General features: G+C 62.7%; 22 protein-coding genes and 5 tRNA genes. 6 read left to right on the top strand and 21 right to left on the bottom strand.

Annotated elements, in window-relative coordinates:
• Positions 1–11: 11 nt before the first annotated feature.
• The 13 genes from rpoB to AC3IR3_RS04985 form a co-directional block, all read right to left on the bottom strand.
• On the bottom strand, positions 12–4181 hold the full coding sequence (gene rpoB, locus AC3IR3_RS05045) for a DNA-directed RNA polymerase subunit beta (protein ID WP_132146691.1): 4170 nt from the start codon (positions 4179–4181) through the stop codon (positions 12–14).
• Positions 4182–4393: 212 nt separating this feature from the next.
• Positions 4394–4762 carry a 50S ribosomal protein L7/L12 gene (rplL, locus tag AC3IR3_RS05040; RefSeq protein WP_489195907.1) on the bottom strand — a complete coding sequence of 123 codons (369 nt, stop codon included), beginning with the start codon at positions 4760–4762 and terminating at the stop codon, positions 4394–4396.
• Between the two features lie 44 nt (positions 4763–4806).
• Positions 4807–5340 carry a 50S ribosomal protein L10 gene (gene rplJ, locus AC3IR3_RS05035; RefSeq protein ID WP_489195906.1) on the bottom strand — a complete coding sequence of 178 codons (534 nt, stop codon included), beginning with the start codon at positions 5338–5340 and terminating at the stop codon, positions 4807–4809.
• Between the two features lie 339 nt (positions 5341–5679).
• Complete coding sequence (gene rplA, locus AC3IR3_RS05030; RefSeq protein ID WP_489195905.1) at positions 5680–6381, bottom strand: 50S ribosomal protein L1; 702 nt, start codon at positions 6379–6381, stop codon at positions 5680–5682.
• A gap of 3 nt (positions 6382–6384) precedes the next feature.
• Positions 6385–6813, bottom strand: a complete 429-nt coding sequence (gene rplK / locus AC3IR3_RS05025; RefSeq protein ID WP_132146703.1) for a 50S ribosomal protein L11 — start codon at positions 6811–6813, stop codon at positions 6385–6387.
• 186 nt (positions 6814–6999) lie between these two features.
• On the bottom strand, positions 7000–7560 hold the full coding sequence (nusG, locus tag AC3IR3_RS05020; protein ID WP_132146706.1) for a transcription termination/antitermination protein NusG: 561 nt from the start codon (positions 7558–7560) through the stop codon (positions 7000–7002).
• Between the two features lie 8 nt (positions 7561–7568).
• A complete protein-coding gene (secE, locus tag AC3IR3_RS05015; protein WP_132146709.1) occupies positions 7569–7964 on the bottom strand; it encodes a preprotein translocase subunit SecE in 396 nt (131 codons plus the stop codon).
• An 84-nt stretch (positions 7965–8048) separates the two neighbouring features.
• Positions 8049–8124: transfer RNA gene (locus tag AC3IR3_RS05010), tRNA-Trp, on the bottom strand.
• 97 nt (positions 8125–8221) lie between these two features.
• A complete protein-coding gene (tuf, locus tag AC3IR3_RS05005) occupies positions 8222–9412 on the bottom strand; it encodes an elongation factor Tu (RefSeq protein WP_489195904.1) in 1191 nt (396 codons plus the stop codon).
• Positions 9413–9474: 62 nt separating this feature from the next.
• Positions 9475–9550: transfer RNA gene (locus AC3IR3_RS05000), tRNA-Thr, on the bottom strand.
• A 26-nt stretch (positions 9551–9576) separates the two neighbouring features.
• Positions 9577–9650: transfer RNA gene (locus AC3IR3_RS04995), tRNA-Gly, on the bottom strand.
• Between the two features lie 17 nt (positions 9651–9667).
• Positions 9668–9753 (bottom strand) — tRNA-Tyr (locus tag AC3IR3_RS04990).
• A gap of 175 nt (positions 9754–9928) precedes the next feature.
• Positions 9929–10423, bottom strand: a complete 495-nt coding sequence (locus AC3IR3_RS04985; RefSeq protein ID WP_489195903.1) for an acyl-CoA thioesterase — start codon at positions 10421–10423, stop codon at positions 9929–9931.
• A gap of 118 nt (positions 10424–10541) precedes the next feature.
• Between AC3IR3_RS04985 and AC3IR3_RS04980 the strand changes: the two genes are divergently transcribed.
• From AC3IR3_RS04980 to AC3IR3_RS04955, 6 genes are all read left to right on the top strand, one after another.
• Positions 10542–12443 (top strand): SpoIIE family protein phosphatase, encoded by a 1902-nt coding sequence (locus tag AC3IR3_RS04980; protein WP_489195902.1) that lies wholly within the window; start codon positions 10542–10544, stop codon positions 12441–12443.
• Positions 12424–12852, top strand: coding sequence for an ATP-binding protein (locus tag AC3IR3_RS04975; protein WP_489195901.1), 429 nt, complete (start codon positions 12424–12426; stop codon positions 12850–12852). The genes AC3IR3_RS04980 and AC3IR3_RS04975 overlap by 20 nt, the downstream gene beginning before the upstream one ends.
• The gene (locus tag AC3IR3_RS04970; protein ID WP_489195900.1) at positions 12849–13250 is read left to right on the top strand and encodes an STAS domain-containing protein; all 402 of its coding nucleotides are present in this window, start codon (positions 12849–12851) and stop codon (positions 13248–13250) included. Before AC3IR3_RS04975 ends, AC3IR3_RS04970 begins: the two co-directional genes overlap by 4 nt.
• Before the next feature lie 103 nt (positions 13251–13353).
• Positions 13354–13668 (top strand): ArsR/SmtB family transcription factor, encoded by a 315-nt coding sequence (locus tag AC3IR3_RS04965; protein ID WP_489195899.1) that lies wholly within the window; start codon positions 13354–13356, stop codon positions 13666–13668.
• Positions 13665–14024: an SRPBCC family protein gene (locus tag AC3IR3_RS04960; protein WP_489195898.1), complete on the top strand. Its 360-nt coding sequence runs from the start codon at positions 13665–13667 to the stop codon at positions 14022–14024. Before AC3IR3_RS04965 ends, AC3IR3_RS04960 begins: the two co-directional genes overlap by 4 nt.
• Before the next feature lie 42 nt (positions 14025–14066).
• A complete protein-coding gene (locus tag AC3IR3_RS04955; RefSeq protein ID WP_489195897.1) occupies positions 14067–14669 on the top strand; it encodes an ATP-dependent Clp protease proteolytic subunit in 603 nt (200 codons plus the stop codon).
• Positions 14670–15399: 730 nt separating this feature from the next.
• Here AC3IR3_RS04955 and ychF read toward each other — a convergent pair.
• From ychF to AC3IR3_RS04915, 8 genes are all read right to left on the bottom strand, one after another.
• Positions 15400–16491 carry a redox-regulated ATPase YchF gene (gene ychF, locus AC3IR3_RS04950; protein ID WP_489195896.1) on the bottom strand — a complete coding sequence of 364 codons (1092 nt, stop codon included), beginning with the start codon at positions 16489–16491 and terminating at the stop codon, positions 15400–15402.
• Between the two features lie 34 nt (positions 16492–16525).
• Positions 16526–17104: an aminoacyl-tRNA hydrolase gene (gene pth, locus AC3IR3_RS04945; protein ID WP_489195895.1), complete on the bottom strand. Its 579-nt coding sequence runs from the start codon at positions 17102–17104 to the stop codon at positions 16526–16528.
• 57 nt (positions 17105–17161) lie between these two features.
• Positions 17162–17809: a 50S ribosomal protein L25/general stress protein Ctc gene (locus AC3IR3_RS04940; protein ID WP_489195894.1), complete on the bottom strand. Its 648-nt coding sequence runs from the start codon at positions 17807–17809 to the stop codon at positions 17162–17164.
• A 75-nt stretch (positions 17810–17884) separates the two neighbouring features.
• Positions 17885–18823: a ribose-phosphate diphosphokinase gene (locus tag AC3IR3_RS04935; RefSeq protein WP_489196883.1), complete on the bottom strand. Its 939-nt coding sequence runs from the start codon at positions 18821–18823 to the stop codon at positions 17885–17887.
• 71 nt (positions 18824–18894) lie between these two features.
• A tRNA-Gln gene (locus AC3IR3_RS04930) sits at positions 18895–18971 on the bottom strand.
• Between the two features lie 67 nt (positions 18972–19038).
• A complete protein-coding gene (ispE, locus tag AC3IR3_RS04925; protein WP_489195893.1) occupies positions 19039–20430 on the bottom strand; it encodes a 4-(cytidine 5'-diphospho)-2-C-methyl-D-erythritol kinase in 1392 nt (463 codons plus the stop codon).
• 62 nt (positions 20431–20492) lie between these two features.
• Positions 20493–21095: a lipoprotein insertase outer membrane protein LolB gene (gene lolB, locus AC3IR3_RS04920; protein WP_489195892.1), complete on the bottom strand. Its 603-nt coding sequence runs from the start codon at positions 21093–21095 to the stop codon at positions 20493–20495.
• Positions 21092–22786 carry a tetratricopeptide repeat protein gene (locus tag AC3IR3_RS04915; protein WP_489195891.1) on the bottom strand — a complete coding sequence of 565 codons (1695 nt, stop codon included), beginning with the start codon at positions 22784–22786 and terminating at the stop codon, positions 21092–21094. The genes lolB and AC3IR3_RS04915 overlap by 4 nt, the downstream gene beginning before the upstream one ends.
• Positions 22787–22821: the final 35 nt, after the last annotated feature.

The raw sequence follows: 22821 nt of genomic DNA, 5'->3' as shown, positions 1-22821 counted from the left end.
AGCCGCGACGATCACTTGATCTCTTCCAGCTCGATGTCGATAGCGAGCGAACGGATTTCCTTCACGAGCACGTTGAAGGATTCCGGCATACCCGCCGACATCTCGTGGTTGCCGTCGACAATGTTCTTGTACATCTGGTTGCGGCCCTGCACATCGTCCGACTTGACGGTGAGCATTTCCTGCAGCGTGTATGCCGCACCGTATGCTTCGAGCGCCCAGACTTCCATTTCGCCGAAGCGCTGACCACCGAACTGCGCCTTACCACCCAGCGGCTGCTGGGTGACGAGCGAGTACGGACCGGTCGAACGCGCGTGCATCTTGTCGTCGACCAGGTGGTTCAGCTTCAGCATGTGCATGTAGCCCACGGTGACCGGGCGATCGAATGCTTCGCCGGTACGACCGTCGAACAACGTCGTCTGACCCGATTCCGGCAGGTCCGCCAGCTTAAGCATGTGCTTGATCTCGGACTCTTCCGCACCATCGAAGACCGGCGTAGCCATCGGCACGCCGTCGCACAGGTTGTTGGAGAGCTCCACAATCTCGGCGTCCGTCATCGACTTCAGGTCGACGTGGCGCACCGCACCTTCCGCACCGGCGTTGCCGTGGTTGTAGACCTCGTCGAGGAACTCGCGCAGTTTCGCGGGCTTCTCGTTGGCTTCGATCATGCGCTCGATCTTGTGGCCCAGGCCCTTGGCGGCCCAGCCCAGATGGACTTCGAGGATCTGACCGATGTTCATACGCGAAGGCACGCCCAGCGGGTTCAACACGATGTCGACCGGACGACCGTCGGCGGAGAACGGCATGTCCTCGACCGGAACGATCATCGACACGACACCCTTGTTACCGTGACGGCCGGCCATCTTGTCGCCCGGCTGGATGCGGCGCTTAACGGCGAGGTACACCTTCACCATCTTGAGCACGCCCGGAGCGAGGTCGTCGCCCTGGGTGATCTTGCCCTGCTTTTCCTTGAAGCGCTTCTCGAAGGCCTCCTTGTGGCGCTTGACCTGATCGGCCGCGCGCTCGAGGAATTCGGCGACGTCCTCTTCCTTGACGTTGACCTTGAACCAGTCGTCTTTCTTCAGCGTGTCGAGGTACGCGTTGTCGATGACGGCGCCGCGCTTCAGACCACCCGGGCCACTCATCGCGGTCTTGCCGTTCAGCTGGCTGCGCATACGGGCGTAGATCGCGCCCTCGAGGATGCGGAACTGGTCGTCGAGATCCTTGCGGATACGCTTCAGTTCGGTTTCTTCGATCTGCTTGGCGCGCTTGTCTTTTTCGATGCCGTCGCGGGTGAAGACCTGTACGTCGATGACATTGCCGTCCATGCCCGGGGGCACGCGCAGCGAGCTGTCCTTAACGTCCGAAGCCTTTTCGCCGAAGATCGCGCGGAGGAGCTTTTCTTCCGGCGTCAGCTGGCTCTCGCCCTTCGGCGTGACCTTGCCGACGAGGATGTCGCCCGCCTTCACCTCCGCACCGATGTACACGATGCCGGACTCGTCGAGGCGTGCGAGCGCCTGCTCGCCCACGTTCGGGATGTCCGCGGTGATTTCTTCCGCGCCCAGCTTCGTGTCGCGTGCGATACAGGTCATTTCCTCGATGTGGATCGAGGTGTAACGATCTTCCTGCACGACGCGCTCGGAGATGAGGATCGAGTCTTCGAAGTTGTAACCGTTCCACGGCATGAACGCGACGAGCATGTTCTGGCCGAGCGCGAGCTCGCCCAGATCGGTCGACGAACCGTCGGCCAGCGTGTCGCCCACGGCAACGATGTCACCCACGTTTACCAGCGGACGCTGGTTGAGGTTGGTGTTCTGGTTCGAGCGGGTGTACTTGGTCAGCGTGTAGATATCCACGCCGGCGTCGTTGTCACCCACTTCGACTTCGTTGACGCGCACGACGATACGTGCGGCATCGACCTGGTCGATGACGCCGCCACGCTTGGCGGACACGGTGACGCCCGAGTCGCGCGCCACGGCGCGTTCGATGCCCGTGCCGACGAGCGGCTTCTGGCTGCGCAGGGTCGGAACGGCCTGGCGCTGCATGTTCGCGCCCATGAGCGCGCGGTTCGCGTCATCGTGCTCGAGGAACGGGACGAGCGCCGCGGCGACCGAAACGGTCTGCATCGGCGAGACGTCCATGTAGTTGATCTCGGCCGACGGACGCAGCTCGGATTCACCACGGAAACGGCAGGAGACGAAGTCCTCGATGAACTTGCCTTCCTTCGTCAGCGGCGAGTTCGCCTGCGCGATCACGTGGTCGCCCTCTTCGATCGCGGAGAGGTAATCGACCTTGTCGGTGACCTTGCCGTTTTCGACCTTGCGGTACGGCGTCTCGAGGAAGCCGTAAGCGTTGGTGCGGGCGTACACGGCCAGCGAGTTGATCAGACCGATGTTCGGGCCTTCCGGCGTTTCGATGGTGCAGACGCGACCGTAATGGGTCGGATGAACGTCGCGCACTTCGAAGCCGGCGCGCTCACGCGTCAGACCGCCTGGCCCAAGCGCCGATACACGACGCTTATGGGTCACTTCGGACAGCGGGTTGTTCTGATCCATGAACTGCGAAAGCTGCGACGAACCGAAGAATTCCTTCACCGCGGCCGCGACGGGCTTGGCGTTGATGAGTTCCTGCGGGGTCAGGCCTTCGGATTCGGCCAGCGACAGACGTTCGCGCACGGCACGTTCCACACGGACGAGGCCGATGCGGAAGGTGTTCTCGGCCATTTCGCCGACCGAACGGACGCGACGGTTGCCGAGGTGATCGATGTCGTCGACCGTTCCGATACCGTTACGGATATCGATGAGCACGCGCAGCACGTCGAGAATGTCCGACGTCTCGCCCTGCTCGGCGACCAGACGCTGCGACTCTTCTTCCTTGCGCTCGCTGAAGTACTTGTGGTCGTAGAGCACGCCAGGACCGAGAACGTCCTTGCGACCCACGCGACGATTGAACTTCATGCGGCCGACGGCCGAAAGGTCGTAACGGTCGAACGTGAAGAACAGATTGAAGAACAGGTTCTGCGCGGCATCCTTGGTCGGCGGCTCGCCCGGACGCATCATCCGGTAGATTTCGACCAGGGCTTCGAGCTGCGTGCGCGTGTTGTCGATGCGCAGCGTGTTCGAGATGTACGCGCCGCGATCGAGATCATTCACGTACAGGGTCGGGATCGTTTCGATACCGGCCTTGCGGAAGCGCTCGAGATGGTCGAGCGTGATCTCGTCGTTCGCCGCGGCGATAACTTCGCCCGTTTCCTTGTCGACCATGTCGAGAGCGACGATGCGACCGACCGGATAGTCGTCCGGTACTTCGAGCGTCGTGATCTTTTCGCTGGCGAGCTGGCGAACGTGACGCGCGGTGATGCGCTTGCCGGCTTCGACCAGCACCTTGCCGTCGAGCATGAGGTCGAACGAGAGGGTTTCACCGCGCAGACGCTCGGCGACGAGGTCCAGCGTGGTGCCGCCCTTCTTGCCGAGGTGGAATACGTTGTGCTCGAAGAAGATCGAGAGAATCTCTTCGTTGTTGTAACCCAACGCACGCAGAAGCACCGTAACCGGCAGCTTGCGGCGACGGTCAATACGCGTGAACAGCGCATCTTTCGGGTCGAACTCGAAATCGAGCCACGAACCACGGTAAGGAATGACGCGCGCGGAGAACAGCAGCTTGCCCGAGCTGTGCGTCTTGCCGCGGTCGTGATCGAAGAACACGCCCGGCGAACGATGCAGCTGCGAGACGATAACGCGCTCGGTGCCGTTGATGATGAAGGTGCCGGTGTCGGTCATGAGCGGAATTTCGCCCATGTAGACTTCCTGTTCCTTCACGTACTTCACGGCCTTCTTCGACGCCGGGCTGTCCTTGTCGTAAATGACAAGGCGCACGGTCGTGCGCAGCGGCGCGCCGAACGTCATGCCGCGGTTGCGGCACTCGCGCTCGTCGAACGCCGGCTCGCCCAGACGGTACTCAACGTACTCGAGGGCGGCGTTGCCGGAATAGCTGGAAATCGGAAAGACGGACTTCAGCGCGGCATGCAGACCCTTTTCCTCGCGCTGCTTGGGCGCGGTCTGCTCCTGCAGGAATTCCTTATACGAGTCGGTCTGGATCGTCAGCAGGTTGGGCACGCCCAGTACAGGGGGCCGCTTGCCGAAATCCTTACGGATGCGCTTCTTCTCGGTAAACGAGTAGGTCATGGTGGGAGCCGCCTCGGTTCGCAGTGACGCCGGTGGTGCAGACACCGGCTAATGATGAAATCGGTAATCGGAGATCGGGAATCGGGTGAATCCCGATGTCCCATTACCGACGGACAAAAACACAACTTCTTTCCGGAACAGGCAAAGCCCGGGGGCTTACGCCCCCAGGCTTGCTTGACGCTAGGTCGAATAAACGACGCCCAAGGCGTCGATTACTTCAGTTCGACCGTGGCGCCGGCAGCTTCGAGATCCTTCTTGAACTTCGCAGCATCGTCCTTGCTGGCGGCTTCCTTCACGGTGCCGCCGGCTTCGGTCAGATCCTTCGCTTCCTTCAGGCCGAGACCCGTGATGGCGCGGACGACCTTGATGACGTCGATCTTCTTGTCGCCAGCCGACTTCAGGATGACGTCGAACTCGGTCTGCTCTTCGACAGCGGCTGCGGCCGGGCCGGCAGCAGCAGCGGCAACCGGAGCGGCAGCCGAAACGCCAAACTTCTCTTCGATCGCCTTCACCAGCTCCATGATCTCCATGAGCGACTTGGCGGCAACGGCTTCAACGATATCGTTGGTGGAAAGGGACATTTGATTAACCTCTGGAAATTGATTCGATTGAATAGTCGGCGAACTTAGGCGGGCTCGGCTTCAGCCGGGGCTTCGGCGACAACATCGCCGCCACCCTGCTTGTCGGCCACTGCCTTGACAGCGCGGGCGAACATCGCGGCCGGCTCGGACAGAACGCGCGCCAGCATGGCCAAGGCCTCCTGACGGGTCGGCAGCGAGGCCAGCACGTCGACGTGCGCGGCCGGAAGCAGCTTGCCTTCCACCGACACGACCTTCGCGATCAGCTTGTCGTTGGTCTTCGCGAATTCCTTGATCAGGCGCCCGGCTGCACCGGGTTCCTCGAGCGAGAACGCATACAGGAGCGGACCGACCAGGGCGTCTTTGACGACCTCGAATTCGGTACCACCCACAGCGCGCGCAGCCAGCGTGTTCTTGACAACTTTCAAGAAAACGCCTGACTCGCGAGCCTTCTTACGCATCGCGGTCATCTGAGAGACCGTGGTGCCTGCGTACTCGGCGGCGATCAAGGAGTGAGCCTTAGCCGCGACTTCTGCCAGCTCGGCGACTACTTCTTGCTTCTGAGACAGATTGAGAGCCATTGCACTCCTCCAAATGAACTCCGCTTACGGCTCCTGCCGCTTGCGGTCCTGAGCGACGCCATCCGTGACGTCGGGGACACGGGGTGTCCCGGGTGGTGGCCTTTCCAGAAAACACGATTCCAGAAGGGGCAGCACCATCTGCGCAGGCCGGATTTGCAAGAAACCCGATTAAGCGATCCCGCTAGCGACGACGGCGTTTCCATGCCTACACGAGCTCCTTGCTCGTCGTCGTCGCGCGCTGATAGCGCCTGCGGTCTTTGACGGCGACCTCGATTTTTCGATCGGGGCTGCCTTCAAAAACATGCCCACGCCGGACAGTGCCGGCGCGGGACTTGATTCTTACTTGGTGGTGACGGTCGACGTATCGACAGCGACACCCACGCCCATCGTGCTCGACAGCGAGATCTTCTGGAGGTACTGGCCCTTGGCGGCAGCCGGCTTGGCCTTCAGCAGATCGGCGATCAGAGCATTCAGGTTGTCGGCCAGCTGGGCGGCGTCGAAGCCGGCCTTGCCGATCGTGGCGTGAATGATGCCGCCCTTGTCGTTACGGAACTTGACCTGACCCGCCTTGGCGTTCTTGACCGCCGTGGCGACGTCGGCCGTGACCGAGCCGTCCTTCGGGTTCGGCATCAGGCCACGGGGACCGAGCAACTGACCGAGCTTACCGACGACGCGCATCGCGTCCGGGGTAGCAATGACGCGGCCATAGTTCAGATCGCCAGCGGCCATCTTCTCGGCCAGGTCGTCCATACCGACGGCGTCGGCGCCCGCGGCAAGAGCCGCGTCGGCCTTTTCGCCAGCCGGTACGAACACCGCGACGCGGATCGTCTTACCGGTACCGTGCGGCAGCAGCGAGGAACCACGAACGCCCTGGTCGGACTTCTTCGCGTCGATACCCAGGCGGACCGAAACGTCCACCGACTCGGCGAACTTGGCCTTGGCGTTATCCTTGACGATCTTCAGCGCTTCGTCGAGACCGTAGGTCTTGCCGTGCTGCACAGCGGCCGTTGCCGCCTTCATACGCTTCGTGAGCTTTGCCATGTCTTAACCCTCCACTACCAGACCCATGCTGCGCGCGCTGCCGGCGATCGTACGCACGGCGGCATCCAGATCGGCAGCCGTGAGATCCGGCTCCTTCTGCTTCGCAACATCTTCCAGCTGGGCACGGGTGACCTTGCCCACCTTATCGGTGTTCGGCTTCGGCGAACCCTTCGCGACGCCGGTGATCTTCTTGAGAAGGATCGTGGCGGGCGGGGTCTTCGTAATGAAGGTGAAGGTACGGTCGGAATAGGCCGTGATGATCACGGGGATCGGAAGACCCGGCTCCAGCTTCTGCGTGGCGGCATTGAACGCCTTGCAGAATTCCATGATGTTCAGACCGCGCTGACCGAGGGCGGGGCCCACCGGCGGCGACGGGTTGGCCTGACCGGCCTTTACCTGCAACTTGATGTAACCAATGACTTTCTTTGCCATTTGACGATCCTCGCGAGTTCAGGCGCCAGTGAGGCTCCTCGCTGTAAGACTTCCCTGAATACCTGGAGTCCGCTGCCTGCGAACCCCTGAAACACGGACACGCCGGGCCGAAAGGCGCCAGCGTGAACCGAGCATTATAGGCATCCGGCCGGGCTTAAGCAAACCCTGTGCCGAAGGAGCTGGCCGTCAGGCCTTCTCCACCTGACCGAATTCGAGTTCGACCGGGGTCGAGCGACCGAAAATGAGCACCGCGACACGCAGACGGCTCTTTTCGTAGTTCACTTCCTCAACCACACCGTTGAAATCGTTGAACGGGCCTTCGGTAACACGGACCATTTCGCCCGGCTCGAAAAGCACCTTGGGACGCGGCTTCTCTACACCCTCGCGAACGCGACTGAGAATATTGTCGGCTTCGCTGTCGCGGATAGGCAGCGGACGGTCCGCCGTACCACCGATGAAACCCATGACCTTCGGGGTTTCCTTGACCAGATGCCAGCTTTCGTCGTCGATACGCGGCGACTTGCCAGTGGTATCGGTTTCGATCTGGACCAGGACATAACCAGGGAAGAACTTGCGCTCGCTGCGACGCTTCTGGCCGCCGCGCATCTCGATGACTTCCTCGGTCGGAACCAGGATTTCACCGAATCTTTCTTCCATGCCTTCGCGCTTAATGCGCTCGTCAAGCGCGCGCTTGACCTGATGTTCGAAACCAGAATAGGCGTGAACCACGTACCAGCGCTTGCTCATGCCTTACCTCAATGTCCGAGCTTAAGCAGCCAATCGAGCACGACCGTCTTCAGCAAGAAGTCGATCAGCCCCATCAGCAGCGAGAGAATGATGACAACCACGATGATGATACCAGTGGTCTTCAGCGTTTCGTCGCGCGACGGCCAGACGACCTTGCGCAGCTCGAATTGGGATTCGGCGAAGAAAACGCGCAGCTTGCGACCCGGCTGGGTGAAGGCGCCGATTGCGAATGCGGCCACGATGGCCGCGATAACGCCAACCACGCGCGCGGCCTGCGGCACACTGGCGTCGTTACTGAAATAGTAAAAGCCGACGATACCCGCGGCGAGCACGACGAACGCAAGCGCAAGCTTGCCGATGTCGGCGGGACCCATACCCTTGGCTTGTTCTGCCTTAGTGTTCATGCGCACTTGGGCGGGTACCGTCTGGACGCCTGGGGCACGAGGCCTCACGATCGTCCTTCGTCACCCACCCTTGGTCCTCTGGAATGGCACGCCAGGAGGGACTCGAACCCCCAACCTGCGGTTTTGGAGACCGCTGCTCTGCCAATTGAGCTACTGGCGTACTGATAAAACAGGGTAAACGCGATGGCGGCAGTCTTCCGACTTACCCGCCTCGCGACCGGGTGCCGATCCGCTTACGCGGGCCGGCATCACTTATCTTACTTGGTAATTTTCGAGACCACGCCGGCGCCGACAGTACGGCCACCTTCACGAATCGCGAAGCGCAGACCTTCGTCCATGGCGATGGGGAAGCCAAGCGAGACGGAGAACTTCACGTTGTCACCCGGCATCACCATCTCGACACCTTCCGGCAACTTGATCGAGCCGGTGACGTCGGTGGTACGGAAGTAGAACTGCGGGCGATAGTTGCTGAAGAACGGCGTGTGACGACCACCCTCGTCCTTCGACAGGATATACACCTCACCCTCGAAGTCGGTATGCGGCGTAACGGTACCCGGCTTGGCCAGAACCTGACCACGCTCGACGTCTTCACGCTTCAGGCCGCGAACCAGCACGCCGACGTTGTCGCCGGCCTGACCCTGATCCAACAGCTTACGGAACATCTCAACGCCCGTAACGGTTGTCGTCTGGGTGGCTTTCAGACCGATCACCTCAGCCGCATCACCGACCTTGACGATACCGCGCTCGACGCGACCGGTCAGAACCGTACCGCGACCCGAAATCGAGAACACGTCTTCGACCGGCAGCAGGAACGGCTTGTCGATGTCGCGCACCGGCTCGGGAATCCAGCTGTCGAGCGCATCGACCAGCTTGATGACGGCGGGAACACCGATGTCCGACTGGTCGCCTTCCAGCGCCAGACGCGCGGAACCCGCGATGATCGGAGTGTCGTCGCCCGGGAAATCATACTTCGACAGCAGTTCGCGCACTTCCATCTCGACGAGCTCGAGGAGCTCGGCGTCGTCGACCATGTCGGCCTTGTTCAGGAACACGACGATGTACGGCACACCGACCTGACGCGAGAGCAGGATATGCTCGCGGGTCTGCGGCATCGGGCCGTCGGCGGCCGAACAAACCAGGATCGCGCCATCCATCTGCGCCGCACCCGTGATCATGTTCTTCACATAGTCGGCATGGCCCGGGCAATCGACGTGACCGTAGTGACGGTTCGGCGATTCGTATTCGACGTGGGCGGTCGAGATCGTGATACCACGAGCCTTCTCTTCCGGGGCCGCGTCGATCGCGTCGTAACCCTTGAATTCGCCACCGAAGCGATCAGCGCCGAGCTTGGTGAGAGCCGCCGTCAGGGTCGTCTTGCCGTGGTCGACGTGACCGATGGTGCCGACGTTGACATGCGGCTTGGTGCGTTCGAACGTTTTCTTTGCCATGCGCGCTAAACCCCAATGGAGTCAATAAGTAATGAAAATAAAACCGAATCGGTATCGTGAAGTGGTGCTCATGACTGGAATCGAACCAGCGACCTCTTCCTTACCAAGGAAGTGCTCTACCGACTGAGCTACATGAGCACTGTACGCAACGCGCGAAGCTTCAATGGAGCGGGAGACGGGAATCGAACCCGCACAATCAGCTTGGAAGGCTGAAGTTCTACCATTGAACTACTCCCGCACTGCGCGGAACTCGTCTGGTGGAGGGAGGTGGATTCGAACCACCGAAGGCGTAAGCCAGCAGATTTACAGTCTGCCCCCGTTGGCCGCTTGGGTATCCCTCCAACAAAGAACGCCTATTGTCGCGAGCGCCCGTGAAACTGTCAACAGTTCTACACGTATCGAGAACGTGCGAATGACAAGGCTTGGCGCGCTAACGACAGCCTGACGGACGGGGAGTCGCCAGGCAGCCGCGAAGTGTATCCATGCACTCGCTCGTTGGGAAGCCTGTCCGGCGATTTATATCGCGGGTTTTTGCCGGATCGCGGTCACGAGGGGTTCCATCGCCCGCGACATCTCCATCAATTTCAGCGCGTATTCCTGCAGGCGCAGATCGTCGTCCCCCTTCGGCACCCAGGACGGAACGGGCGTCGGCCGGCCGCCATCCGGGCGATCCAGCGCCACGAAAACCATCACGCAACTGGTGGCCAGCCGCTCGTCGCCGCTGCGCAGATCGCGCGCAAGCACATCCACCGCCAGGTGCATGCTCGAGGTACCCGTATGGATCAGCCTTGCCCGCACCGTGACGAGATCGCCGATGAGAATGGGCCCCAGGAACTGGATACCGCTGACCGATGCGGTGACGCAGTACGCCCCACTCCAACCCACCGCGCAGGCATAACCCGCCTGATCCAGCCATTTCATGGCCATGCCGCCGTGGACCTTGCCGCCGAAATTCACATCCGTCGGCTGGGCCAGAAAGCGAAAATTGACCTCGCGCTGCGTACCCGGCATCTCCCGACCTCATGATGTCAAACCCGCATTATGCCTTGCGATGTCGCTTGCCGAGCGTCGCAGGCTCGCTTAGATTCGCGGTAAGCCCCGGGGGAACACTACGATGGTGTTGCACAGCGTGGCATCTCGACTGGCGATGGGCGTCGTACTCGGATCGGCGATCGTCATGCTGACCACGGGCGGACTGCTGCTCGTCCATACACGAGAGCAGGTACTGGACCAGACCCAGCGCGAGTACACCGCCCTGGCCTCCGGAGCGGCGCAACGCATCCAGAACCGGATCGACGGCGTGGGCGACGTGGGCCGGGTTCTCGCCGGCATGCTGGGCACGCGGCGCGACCAGGCACAGGGACTGATCCGCGACGCATTGGCGTCGAATCCGGACATCGTGAATATCACCGCAGCCTTCGTGCCACGCGACAACACGACCCTGCGCGAAGACGACGCACCCGTGGCCAGACGTGCGAAGGACGGACGGATCACCCTCGCCAGTCGCGTGGGCGAACCCGAACTCTACTGGTCCGCTCCATGGTTCATACGTGGACTGAATTGCGACAGGGGCTGCTGGCAACCACCCTTTCGCTCCGTCGAGCGCGAACAGACGCTGATCGGTTATTCGGTGGCGATACCGGGCAAGAACATACCGGTGATCGGCGTCGCCGATGTCACCGTCAGCATCGACTGGTTGCAGGCGGTTCTGGGCGAACTGGAAAAAACGCCACATGCGTACGCGTTCGTGCTGGACGGAAACGGCGACTTCCTCGCGCACGAATGGACCTCCTACATCAGCACGCGCGGCAGCACCGCGCTCCTGAGCGCCCTGGCGAACAGCAAGGGCGCACCGGTACGCCTGACTCCCGAGGAAAGCGGCCGCATCAGCGAACCCGTGTGGGTGTATTTCGTTCCCGTAAACGGAACCCGCTGGACCTTCGGACTGGTCGTACCCGAGCGCCAGATATTCACCGGTGTCCGGCGCAATTTTCTAGTCGACGCAGGACTTGGCGCCCTCACCCTCTTCGGCGTCTTCCTTATCGCGATCCTGCTCGCGCGCCGGCTGATGGCACCCCTCGGCGTACTGGCCGACCGTGCCGAACATGTCGCGCGCGGCGAGCTGGATTTCGCGCTACCCACGTTGCGCGGCGACGATGAGGTGGCCCGTCTCAACCGCGCATTCGACGATATGCGCCGGCAGCTGGCGGTGCATATCGAAGGCGCCAAACGTAGCGCGCGCGACCAGGCCCGCATGGCCAGCGAGCTGGAAATCGCAAGACAGATCCAGCTCGCCCTGCTACCCGAACCTCACTACGTCGCCGACAACGGCAAGCTCGAACTTTACGCCACCCTTCAGCCGGCCAGCGCCGTGGGTGGCGATCTGTACGCCTATTTCATGCTCGGTGCGGATCATCTGTGCGTGATGGTCGGCGACGTATCGGACAAGGGCATTCCCGCAGCCTTATTCATGGCCCGTACGATCACGCTTGCCCGAACGGTGGCCACGCATGCGCGCTCTCCACGCGACATTCTTGCCGTACTGAATCGCGAACTGTGCAAGGACAACGACACGTGCATGTTCGTTACGCTGCTATGCGGCGTGATCGAAACCGAAACAGGCATGCTGTCGCTCGCCAGCGCGGGACACGAACAGCCGGTGCTGCACGCCGGCGGCACCACCAATCTTGTCGATGTGGAGACAGGGCCCGCGCTCGGCCTCGACAGCGAGGCCAGCTACCCTGTCCGGGTGCTTACACTGCTGGAGGGCGACACGGTTCTTATGTACACCGACGGCGTCAGCGAGGCCCATAACGACCGTCAGCGCTTGTATGGCTCCCAATCCCTGCTCGATAGCGTGGCACGCGTCGAGGAAGGTTCGGCACCCGAGGCTTATGTCGACCGCGTACTGAGCGACGTGGATACCTACGTGGAAGGTCGCGCGCCCTACGACGACATCGCGTTGCTGGCCCTTACCTGGCGCGAGGCACGAAGCGAGGGGGTTCGCATCGATGCGGCTGCACATTCGTAATCGTCTGCACGAAGTATTCGACGCGCTCGATCATGCCGAGGATGCGCTGGATAAGGCCGCCCTCGATCCGTCGTTCCGCGCCGATATCCGGCTGGTACTGGAAGAGCTGATGGTCAATACCGTACGTCACGGTTATCCGGACGGGCGGGATGGCTCCATCGCCATAAAGCTCGAAATCAGGCCGCCCACCGTCACAGTGGAACTGCGCGACGACGCCATGCCGTTCAACCCGCTGGGCATCGAGACGCCGGAACTTCCAGGCGACCTCGCGCAACACGATGCGGTCGGCGGCCTGGGAGTTCATCTGGCACGCAGCATCGCAAGCGACATGCACTACTCACGCGACGGCGACAGCAACCATGTCGTCATCCGTTTCGATCAATCCCTTTCGGAAGAAACCCCCGCATGATCCTGAATCTCCGCAGCGAGAGCCCCACCCCCAAGAGGAGCACGGTCTGGCTGGACGGCCGGCTCGACGCGGAGACCTACTCGCAATTCGACGAAGCGATGCGCGACGTCACGCCCATGGTCGACAACGGCGGCACGCTGGTACTCGATCTCAGCGGACTGGAATACATCAGCAGCGCGGGCTTGCGCAGTCTGGCGCAGTTGCGCAAGGCCATGCACGACCGGGACGGCCGCACGCTGTTGCTCAACCCGCAGCCGCAGGTGCGCAAGGTTTTCGACATCGTGAAGGCAGTACCCGTCGCGGAGGTATTCGCGGACATCGCGGAGCTGGACCAGTACCTGGATCTGATGCAGCGGCAAGTCACCGGGCGAACGGATTTGCCGCCGACAACCGAATAACTACCCGGCGCACTACTCACCTACCGACAAACCACTTCCCTTCAACGTCAGCCCGGCGCGCGGAACGCTTGCCAATTAAATAAGTACTCGCTAATGTGACGCCATGATCGAAAACGACATCTTCAAAGCCCTGGCCGACCCCACCCGCCGCACGATCTTCGGAAAACTGGCGATCGGCAGCATGAACGCCAGTGCTTTGCGGGAAGGCATGGAGATCAGTCAATCGGCCATGTCTCAGCACCTTTCGGTTCTGCGCAATGCAAAGCTGGTGCGCGAAGAACGGCAAGGCCGATTCGTCAATTACGAGGTCGATCCAGAGGGCCTGCTGCTCGTGGTCCGATGGCTGGCGAAGTATCGCGCCTACTGGCCGGCACGGGTCGACACATTGAAAGCGTTGCTGAAGGACATGGACCAATGAACGACCTCGGGACCAAAGCGCAGACGAAGGACGTCGTGCTCGAGTACGAACTCGATTCGCCGCCCGAGAAAGTCTGGCGGGCAATCAGCATCCCTGCGTTTCGCGAGAAATGGCTGCCAACAGAAGCATTGGCCGATGTCGAGCCCGTTTCTTCGACGCCAGGCGAGGAAATTCGCTACAGGATGCGGGACGACGAGCCGCCCTTCCTCGAAAGCATCGTGACGCTTCAAGTCGGTCCCAATGCCGTTGGCGGTACCGTACTCAGAATCATCCATGGGCTGGACGACGCGCGACTGGTGCGCCACGCGCAGACAGCCGCGAACGACAGCCGGCCCTACCTCTTGTGCGCCGCCTGACGCCTTGAGCCAACAACACATCCGAAGAACAGGAGTTCGCCCATGCGCGAAGCGATGCAACTCGTCCCTATGGTCGTCGAACAGTCCAGCCGGGGAGAACGGTCCTTCGACATCTATTCGCGGCTTCTGCGCGAGCGCATCGTCTTCCTGAGCGGCGAAGTCAACGACGAGATATCCGCATTGATTTGCGCGCAGCTCCTTTTCCTGGAAGCCGAGAACCCGGAAAAACCCATCCATCTGTACATCAATTCGCCCGGCGGCGTCATTACAAGCGGCTTCGCCATGTACGACACCATGCGCTACATCAAAGCGCCGGTGCACACGCTATGCATGGGAACGGCCCGCTCCATGGGCTCGTTTCTGCTGATGGCGGGCGAGCCCGGCGAGCGGACAGCACTCGCCAACGCGAGTCTGCACGTCCATCAACCGCTAGGCGGCGTTCAAGGGCAGGCATCGGACATCCTCATCCAGGCCGAAGAAATGCAACGGACCAAGCGTAGTGTCATCCAGCTTTATGCCGAGCATTGCGGACGCACCTATGAGGACGTCGAGCGCTCCCTCGACAGAGACCACTTCATGACAGCGGAGGAAGCGAAGGAATGGGGGCTGATCGACCGCGTCATCAAGGGACGAGGGGTTGCATGATTGCGCAGTCACCGTCGCGCAAGCATGAAAAAGGTTCTTCACGCACTGCGGGAACAACCTGACGCGTCGTCTGGCCGTTCTTTGATTTAAAGACAGCCGCGGGGTGGCTCGTGTTATTCGTGACTTGGCCGCCTCACGCTTGTGCGTTGGGGAGGCCGCGACCGGGTTGGCCCTTGGGGCCTTCGGCGCCGTCCCTGCGGGAGCGGGCCGTAGTGCCACTTCGCTCCGTCACTAGTCATCGCGGCCCTCGGCTAAGGCGGCCCCAAGGGCCAACCCGGCCACGGCACCGGCCACTGCGGTTTGCTGTAGGCAGAGCGCGAGCCAAGCACGTGACGGAACCGAACCGGATACGGTCACCACCGGTCCTGCGTCACGCGCTGCCTTCCTCCACGTAACAGCAACGTTCGCAAGAGCCGTCGGCCACCGCCCTCGACGCGACTTGCGGAACCGAGCGCGGCGGGCGGACAAGGCCCGAAGGGGGCGGACCAGGACGGTCCGCCGTTTTCGCTGAGGCAGGAGCCGAATCGAAAACCCCCGCCCGCCGCGCGGGCGCGACGGGGCGCAGCCATAGAACACCAGCCGCGCAGCGGCTATCCCTTCCCGAGCGACGGTGAAGCCGGAGCGTCGAGGGCGGTGGCCGACGGCTCTTCGCGAAGCGTCCGAGTGCTACGGCGAAAGCGATGGCAAAGCCGAGCCCGCCCCGATAATGCGTGAAGAACCCTTTTTTCAATCAGACATTGAACCGGAAGTGCAGCACGTCGCCTTCCTTCACGATGTATTCCTTGCCTTCCAGACGGAGCCGTCCCGCTTCTTTCGCGCCAGCCTCGCCCTTATACGTAACGAAGTCGTCGTAGCCGATCGTTTCGGCGCGAATGAAACCACGCTCGAAGTCGGTATGAATGACACCCGCCGCCTGCGGTGCCGTGGAGCCCGCACGCAGCTGCCATGCGCGCACTTCCTGCACGCCGGCGGTGAAATACGTCTGCATGCCCAGCAGGCGGTAGCCCGCGCGAATCACGCGATTGAGGCCCGGCTCGTCGATGCCCAGGCTGGCAAGGAATTCGTCGCGGTCGGCGTCGTCCAGTTGCGAGAGCTCTTCTTCGATCGCGGCACAGACCGGCACCACCTCGGCACCTTCGGTCGCTGCGTGCGCACGTACGGCGTCCAGGTGCGGGTTGTTCTCGAAACCGTCTTCCGCGACGTTCGCGATGTACATCAGCGGCTTCATGGTGATCAGGAACAGGTCGCGGACGAGTGCCTTCTCGTCCGCATCCAGCCCCAGCGAACGCGCGGACTTGCCCGCATCGAGACCGGCCTGCAACTTTTCAAGCACCGGCTTCTTCGCCATCGCTTCCTTGTCGTTGGCCTTGGCGGCGCGCGTGGCGCGATCCAGCGCCTTCGCGACCGACTCAAGGTCCGCCAGCGCCAGCTCGGTATCGATCGTCTCGATGTCCGCGATGGGATCGACCTTGTTCGCCACGTGGATGACGTTGCCGTCATCGAAGCAGCGTACGACGTGGGCAACCGCGTCGACTTCGCGAATATGCGCGAGGAACTTGTTACCCAGGCCCTCGCCTTTCGACGCGCCCGCAACGAGGCCCGCGATATCGACGAACTCCATGGTCGTGGGAACCACGCGCTGCGGCTTCACAATGGTCGACAGCGCTTCCAGGCGGGGATCGGGCACAGGCACGATGCCGGTATTCGGTTCGATCGTGCAGAACGGGAAATTGGCCGCTGCGATACCCGCCTTGGTCAAGGCGTTGAACAGGGTGGACTTGCCGACGTTAGGCAGACCGACGATGCCGCATTTGATGCCCATGGGACGTCCAGAATCAGAGTGAGAGATGAAGGCCTCAGGCCTTCGTATGCAACCGCTTCATCGCTTCGTCGAAGCGACCTTCGATTGCCAGCGGCAGCACGTCGAACGCGCGGCCGATGCCTTGCATGATCGCGTCTTCGTCAGCGACCGACGGGCGCCCGAGCACCCACGGCGTGACTTTGTCCTTGTGGCCAGGATGGCCGATGCCGACACGCATCCGGTGAAACTTGCCGTGCCCCAGATGGGCCACGATATCGCGCAGGCCGTTCTGGCCGCCGTGTCCGCCATCGAACTTGAGGCGCACCGTACCCGGATCGAGGTCGAGTTCGTCGTGGGCGACGAGACACTCTTCGGGAGCGATCTTGTAATAGCGCAGCGCCGATGCAACGGCGATGCCGCTTTTATTCATGAAGGTCGAGGGCTTCAGCAGCCAGACCGTTTCTCCGTCGATACGCAGCTTGCAGATCTCGCCATGCAGCTTGCCGTCGAATCCGAAACGTTCTCCCTGGTCCATTGCCAGGGCGTCAACAAACCAGAACCCGGCATTGTGCCGGGTTCTGACGTATTCGGCCCCGGGATTGCCGAGGCCGACGATGAGACGAAGTCCCGCCATGCTTTACGAAGAAACGAAGGTGGCCCGCGACGTACCAGACGCACGGGCCACCGCCGATTACTTCTTGTCGGCCGGCTTTTCTTCGGTCGGGGCAGCAGCCTCGGCCGGAGCGGCATCGACTTCTTCCTTGACCGACGCCACGGTGACGACGGCGACATCGTGTTCCTTGCCGAGCGCCAGCTCGGGGATCACGACGTTCTTCGGAAGCTTCACTTCCGAAAGATGGATGATGTCGCCAGCCTTCAGGTCGACCAGATCGAGCTCGAGGAATTCCGGCAGGTCCTTCGGCAGGCACGAAACCGTGACTTCCGTGAGGTTGTGCGAAATCACCAGACCCGCGGTCTTGCCAGCCGGCGACTTTTCCTGGTTCAGGAAGTGAACCGGGATAGCGACGCGGATAGCTTCGTTCTCGTTGATGCGCAGGAAGTCCATGTGCAGCATCAGCTGCTTGAACGGATGCTTCTGGTGGTCGCGCACGAGCACCTTCTGCACCTTGCCGTCGATGTCCAGATCGAGGACCGACGATGCGAACGACTCGTCGCGGTAAGCGAGGAGGATCGTGTTGTGCAGGATCTGGATGCTCTGCGGCTCCTGGTTGGAACCGTAGACGACTGCCGGGACGTAACCCGCACGACGCAGGCGGCGGCTCGCACCTTTCCCCTCGTCCTTGCGGATTTCCGCCTTGATGTTGTGATTCGTTGCCATGGGTGTTGCCTCGTTGATAAAAACCACCTCGCGGTGGTTGGTGCGACTTCCCCGCGACCAGGGAAGCCGTGAAACTCAGTCGATATAGAGCGAGCTGACCGATTCGCCGAAAGCGATGCGCCGGATGGTCTCGGCAAGCAGTTCCGCGACGGACAACTGGCGGATTTTCGCACATCCCAGCGCATCGGCGCGCAGGGGGAGCGTATTGGTCACCACCAGCTGATCCAGCTGGGAGTTCTCGATATTGGAAATCGCGGCGCCCGAGAGCACCGGATGCACACAGTATGCCACGACCCGGCGGGCGCCCTTTTCCTTCAGGGCGGCGGCGGCGGCGCACAGGGTGCCGGCGGTATCGACGATATCGTCGACCAGGACGCAGGTCTTGCCTTCCACGTCGCCGATGATATTCATGACCGTGGCCACATTGGCCTTGGGGCGGCGCTTGTCGATGATCGCCAGATCGGCGTCGTCGAGGCGCTTGGCCAGGGCGCGGGCGCGAACCACGCCACCGACGTCCGGGCTGACCACGATCAGGTCGTCCATGCTGTGGTGGCGCCAGATGTCGGCCAGCAACACGGGCGAGGCGTAAACGTTATCCACGGGGATATCGAAGAAGCCCTGGATCTGATCGGCGTGAAGATCGACCGTGAGAACGCGGTCGACGCCCGCCGTGGCGATCATTTTGGCGGCCAGCTTGGCCGTGATCGGCACGCGAGCCGAGCGCGGGCGACGATCCTGGCGGGCGTAGCCGAAATACGGCATGACCGCCGTGACGCTGGCGGCCGACGCGCGCTTCAGCGCATCCACCAGTACCAGCAGGTCGAACAGGTTTTCCGCGCTGGGCGCGCCCGTCGGCTGAATGACGAACACTTCCTGCTTACGTACGTTTTCTTCGATCTCGATCTGCGCTTCGCCATCGCTGAAGCGACCGATCAGCGCCTTGCCGAGCGGTACGCCGAGGCGCTGGGCGACATCTTCGGCAAGCACGCGGTGCGCGTTGCCGGTAAACAGCATCGGGGTGGACGTATCCACAGAGAACCTCTTGGAATGAGTGAAGGGGGTGTGCATGCCATCTCTCAAGGAGATGGCTGGGGCGGCAGGATTCGAACCTGCGTATGCGGGAATCAAAATCCCGTGCCTTAACCAGCTTGGCGACGCCCCAACAAACGCATTCGGCGGAACCTTTTCCGACCGTACTCACCGCCGACCTGCGGCTGTCTTCCTCTTCGTTATTGCTTAGCTGTCCGGCGTGCCAGGATCCGTTGCCGCGCAAGATGCAGCGGTGACGGGTCCACACCCGCCGCCACATGGGCGACGAAGGCTTCCGGACAGCGCAAGGCAACGCCAAGCGCCGCCTCGTGTGTTCGTGTTTCCAGAAAAACGCAGCCGCCGCTGCCGGAAAGGCGCGCGCGACCATGTCGACCCAGCCAGTCCAGCGCCGCGGCCACCCGGGGGTGTCGCATGCGAACCGCCGGTTCGAAGGCATTTTCAGCCGAATCGCCGGAAACAAAGGATGAAATTGTCGCTGGCGCAGCATTTCGTGTCAATTCGGATGCCTGGAACAGAGCTGCCGTAGGCACATGCTCCCGGGGGTCGAGCACCACGTACCAACGCCTGGGGAGCTTGATCGGCGAAAGGCGCTCGCCCACGCCTTCGGCCCAGGCGGAGTGTCCACGAACGAAAACGGGAACATCGGCACCGAGTTTCAACCCCAGCGTCGCCAGAGCATCGTCGTCCAGACCGGTACCCCACAAGGCATTGAGCCCCACCAGCACCGTAGCGGCATCGGAGCTGCCACCGCCAAGTCCCCCGCCCATCGGAATGCGCTTGCGAACCTCGATCTCGGCGCCAAGCGAGACGCCGGTATGCCCGGCCAGGAGGCGCGCGGCACGTACGCTCAGATCGGCCTCTTCCGTCACGCCGTCGACGGCGACGGGACGTGCGATGACGCCATCGGCACGTACGCGCAGACGGACCTCGTCGCCCCAGTCGAGCAGGCGAAAGACCGTCTGCAACTCGTGGTAGCCGTCGGGGCGACGGCCGGTGATGCGCAAAAACAGGTTCAGCTTTGCCGGCGCGGGCCACACCGTCCAGTCACCGGTAGCCAACGGCTTCAGTTCGCGACTCATGAAGACGCGCAGACGATCGGGAAAGCCATTCTCGCGATCCCGCTCCAGGGCGAACGCGAATTCCGGTGCGCGCTTGTCCTTCGCCACGAAACCGTGTTTCGCGTAGAACGGCGCATTCCACGGCACATCGGCCAACGTGCCGAGGTCGATCCGGCGAAACCCCGCTTCGCGCGCCCACTCGCACGCGTGTTCGAGCAAGGTCGCCCCGATGCCGCGGCGGCCATAGGCGGGAAGCACATCGATTTCGGCGATACCGACGGTATCGCCCCCCTGCTCCACGTCCAGGCAGACGAAACCCACGACGACGTCGCCGTCGAGCGCGACCCAGACGAAACCCCGGGTGATCAGGTCGTGGACGACGTCGCGCGGCAGGGTCATCGCCGAATACGACGGCCACGCTTCATGCCCGCGAAACAGCTCGACAGCCGCGCGCTCGATATCGCACAGAATATCGGCCTGCGAAGGTTCGGCACGCGCGATTCGGATGGGCATGGGAGGGCCGCGGAAGAAAGGTCGGGATTATAGTCGGACGCGTTGCGCGCCCGAACGGAGCATCAATCGAACTTCCACGATTCGATCGACAACCGCACCTTATACGGCGGACGCTCCGCGAAGACTTTCAACGGCAGCGCCGGATCGCGCGTCGCATCCCATGCACGGTAATCGACCTGCCAACCGTCCTGAGTGATGCGCGACGGCAGCCGGTCGGCACCGAAGGCTATGTCCGCCTCACCGCTGTCCGCGCGCAACCCAAGCACCCAGGCACGCAAGTCGCGCATGGGCAGTTGCCAGCCAAGCGTGCGCGCCATAAGCGATTCGGCGTCGGCTCCGCGCTGCGGGCCGCCGTCCAGCCCTTCCAGCTCGGCTCCTTCGGGACCGCCACTCAGGCGGAAGCTCTTGCCCGTCACGGGTCCGCGCACGGTGAATTCGTAGCGGTCGCCGTTCTGATGCCAGACCAGCGTGCCGCTGCCGCCATCCTGTCCATTGGACACCGACAGCTTGCCCTCGACTGTCCAGCGATCCTTACCCGCGAGCGCCCGCTCCCTGCTTTCCTGCGCGCCCAGCATGGCGGCATCGCCCTGCTGACGGACGATGGGGGCGGTACAGGCGGCGAGGAGCATCAGCGGCAATGCCACGACAACGAAACGCAACCTCACGGTTTCAACCTCTGCTCGGTACTGCGCAAGGTCGCATTCTCCGGGTCGAGCTTGCGCACCTCATCGAGTACGCGCTTCGCCTCGCCGTGTTCCCCGCGTCTCCAGAGCACCTCGGCCAGATGCACGCCGACGTCGGCGTCCTTACGCGCACCCCAGGCACCGCGCAGCGTCTGTTCGGCGCTGTCGAGACGGCCCTGACGGTATTGCAGCCAGCCCCAGGAATCGGCGATAGCCGGATCGTTCGGGCGCGCCGAGCGCGCGGCCTGCAGGAGAGTCTGCGCTTCGTCGAGATCGCGATCGCTGTCGGCCAGCGTGTAACCCAGCGCATTGCTCGTTTCGACGTCGCCGGGTTTCAGTTCCAGTACGCGGCGGAAGTCAGCCACGGCCAGATCGATCTTGCCCGCCTCCGAATACGCGAGACCACGGCCGTACAGCATCTCCGGATCGTCCGCTTTCACACGCAGCGCGTGCGAATACGCATCGGCGGCCTCGTTGAAGCTGCCCTCCCGCATGTATAGCTCCGCATCCAGACCGAACGCCTTGCGCAGGCTGTCGGGCTGATCCGCGTAAGCGGTCTGCAGGTCGGCAACGAGCGCGTGCGCTTCGTCTTTCTTGCCCTGGCCATCGAGTACCACGGCGCTACGCACCGACGCGTCGAAAGCATGTGCATCGCCGTCGGGCACGTCGGCGTACCAGTCCAGCGCGTCTTCTTTCTTGCCCAGCATTTCGGCCAGTTGTCCGAGCGTGAAGGCACTGTCCGCCTGCTCGTCGTCGGGACGGCGCTGAATTTCCTCATACAGGCGACGCATGGCAGCCTTGTCGTTAGCGCGTGCGGCCAGCGTGGTACGCAACGCATAGGTATCGGCGTCCTGCGCGCCGGTGGACAACACCTTCGTCGCGCCAGCTTCGTCGCCTCCCTGCGCCAGCAGGGTCGCGTAGGCCAGACGCAGACGCGCGTTCTTCGGGTCTTTCTGCATGGCCTTGGCGAACAGCACCCTGGCGCCCGCGGGATCCTTTGCACGGAATTTCTGCTGAGCGGCCCAGGCGTACGTTTCGGCGTTATGGAAACGCGCCATAGCGGCCTGACCCGTCCGGGTAGCGTAATCGTGGCGACCCAGGCCTTCGCCGAGCTCGGCCATCGCCAGCCACGCCTGGGCGTCATTGGGCAGCCGCTGCGGCGTTGCGACCTGTTCGAGCAACTGGGCCGCCTGCGCCGCGTCGCGCGCCGACAGAATGATCCGGCCGAACTCGCGCCAGGCATCCGGATCGCCGGAGGAGACGAGGAGCTCCAGCTGTTGCCGCGCGTCGTCGGTATCGCCGCGATCCAGGGCGAGTCGCGCGCGCGTGCTGGCCATCTGGGCAGGCGTGGCCCCAAGGGCCTTCCAGCGATCCAGGGCCTGCCCGACGGCGGGAATGTCGTGTACGGCCAGCGCCAGTTCGGTAGCGCGCGCGGCCACTTTCGGGTCGTCCGTGAGGAAGGCCGCCCGGCCATAAGCCGCGGACGCGGCCTTCAGGTCGTTATGGGCCAGGGCGAAGTCGCCCTCCAGCAGCTGGGCCGTCAGATCCCGCTCGGGCGGAAGAATCGCCACCTGGAGATGATCCAGAGGCTGGGCGCTGGCCGGTGTCCGGGCGACCCGCCCGGGAGCTGTCGCACAGCCCGCGAGGGCCGCCAGCGCGACCGCAACAGCCACAAAATGCCGCACTTGCTTGAACTTAGACCGCCCGC

The organism is Luteibacter sp. GL_149, from assembly GCF_057834065.1.
This window is presented reverse-complemented; position numbering and strand designations above follow the sequence as displayed.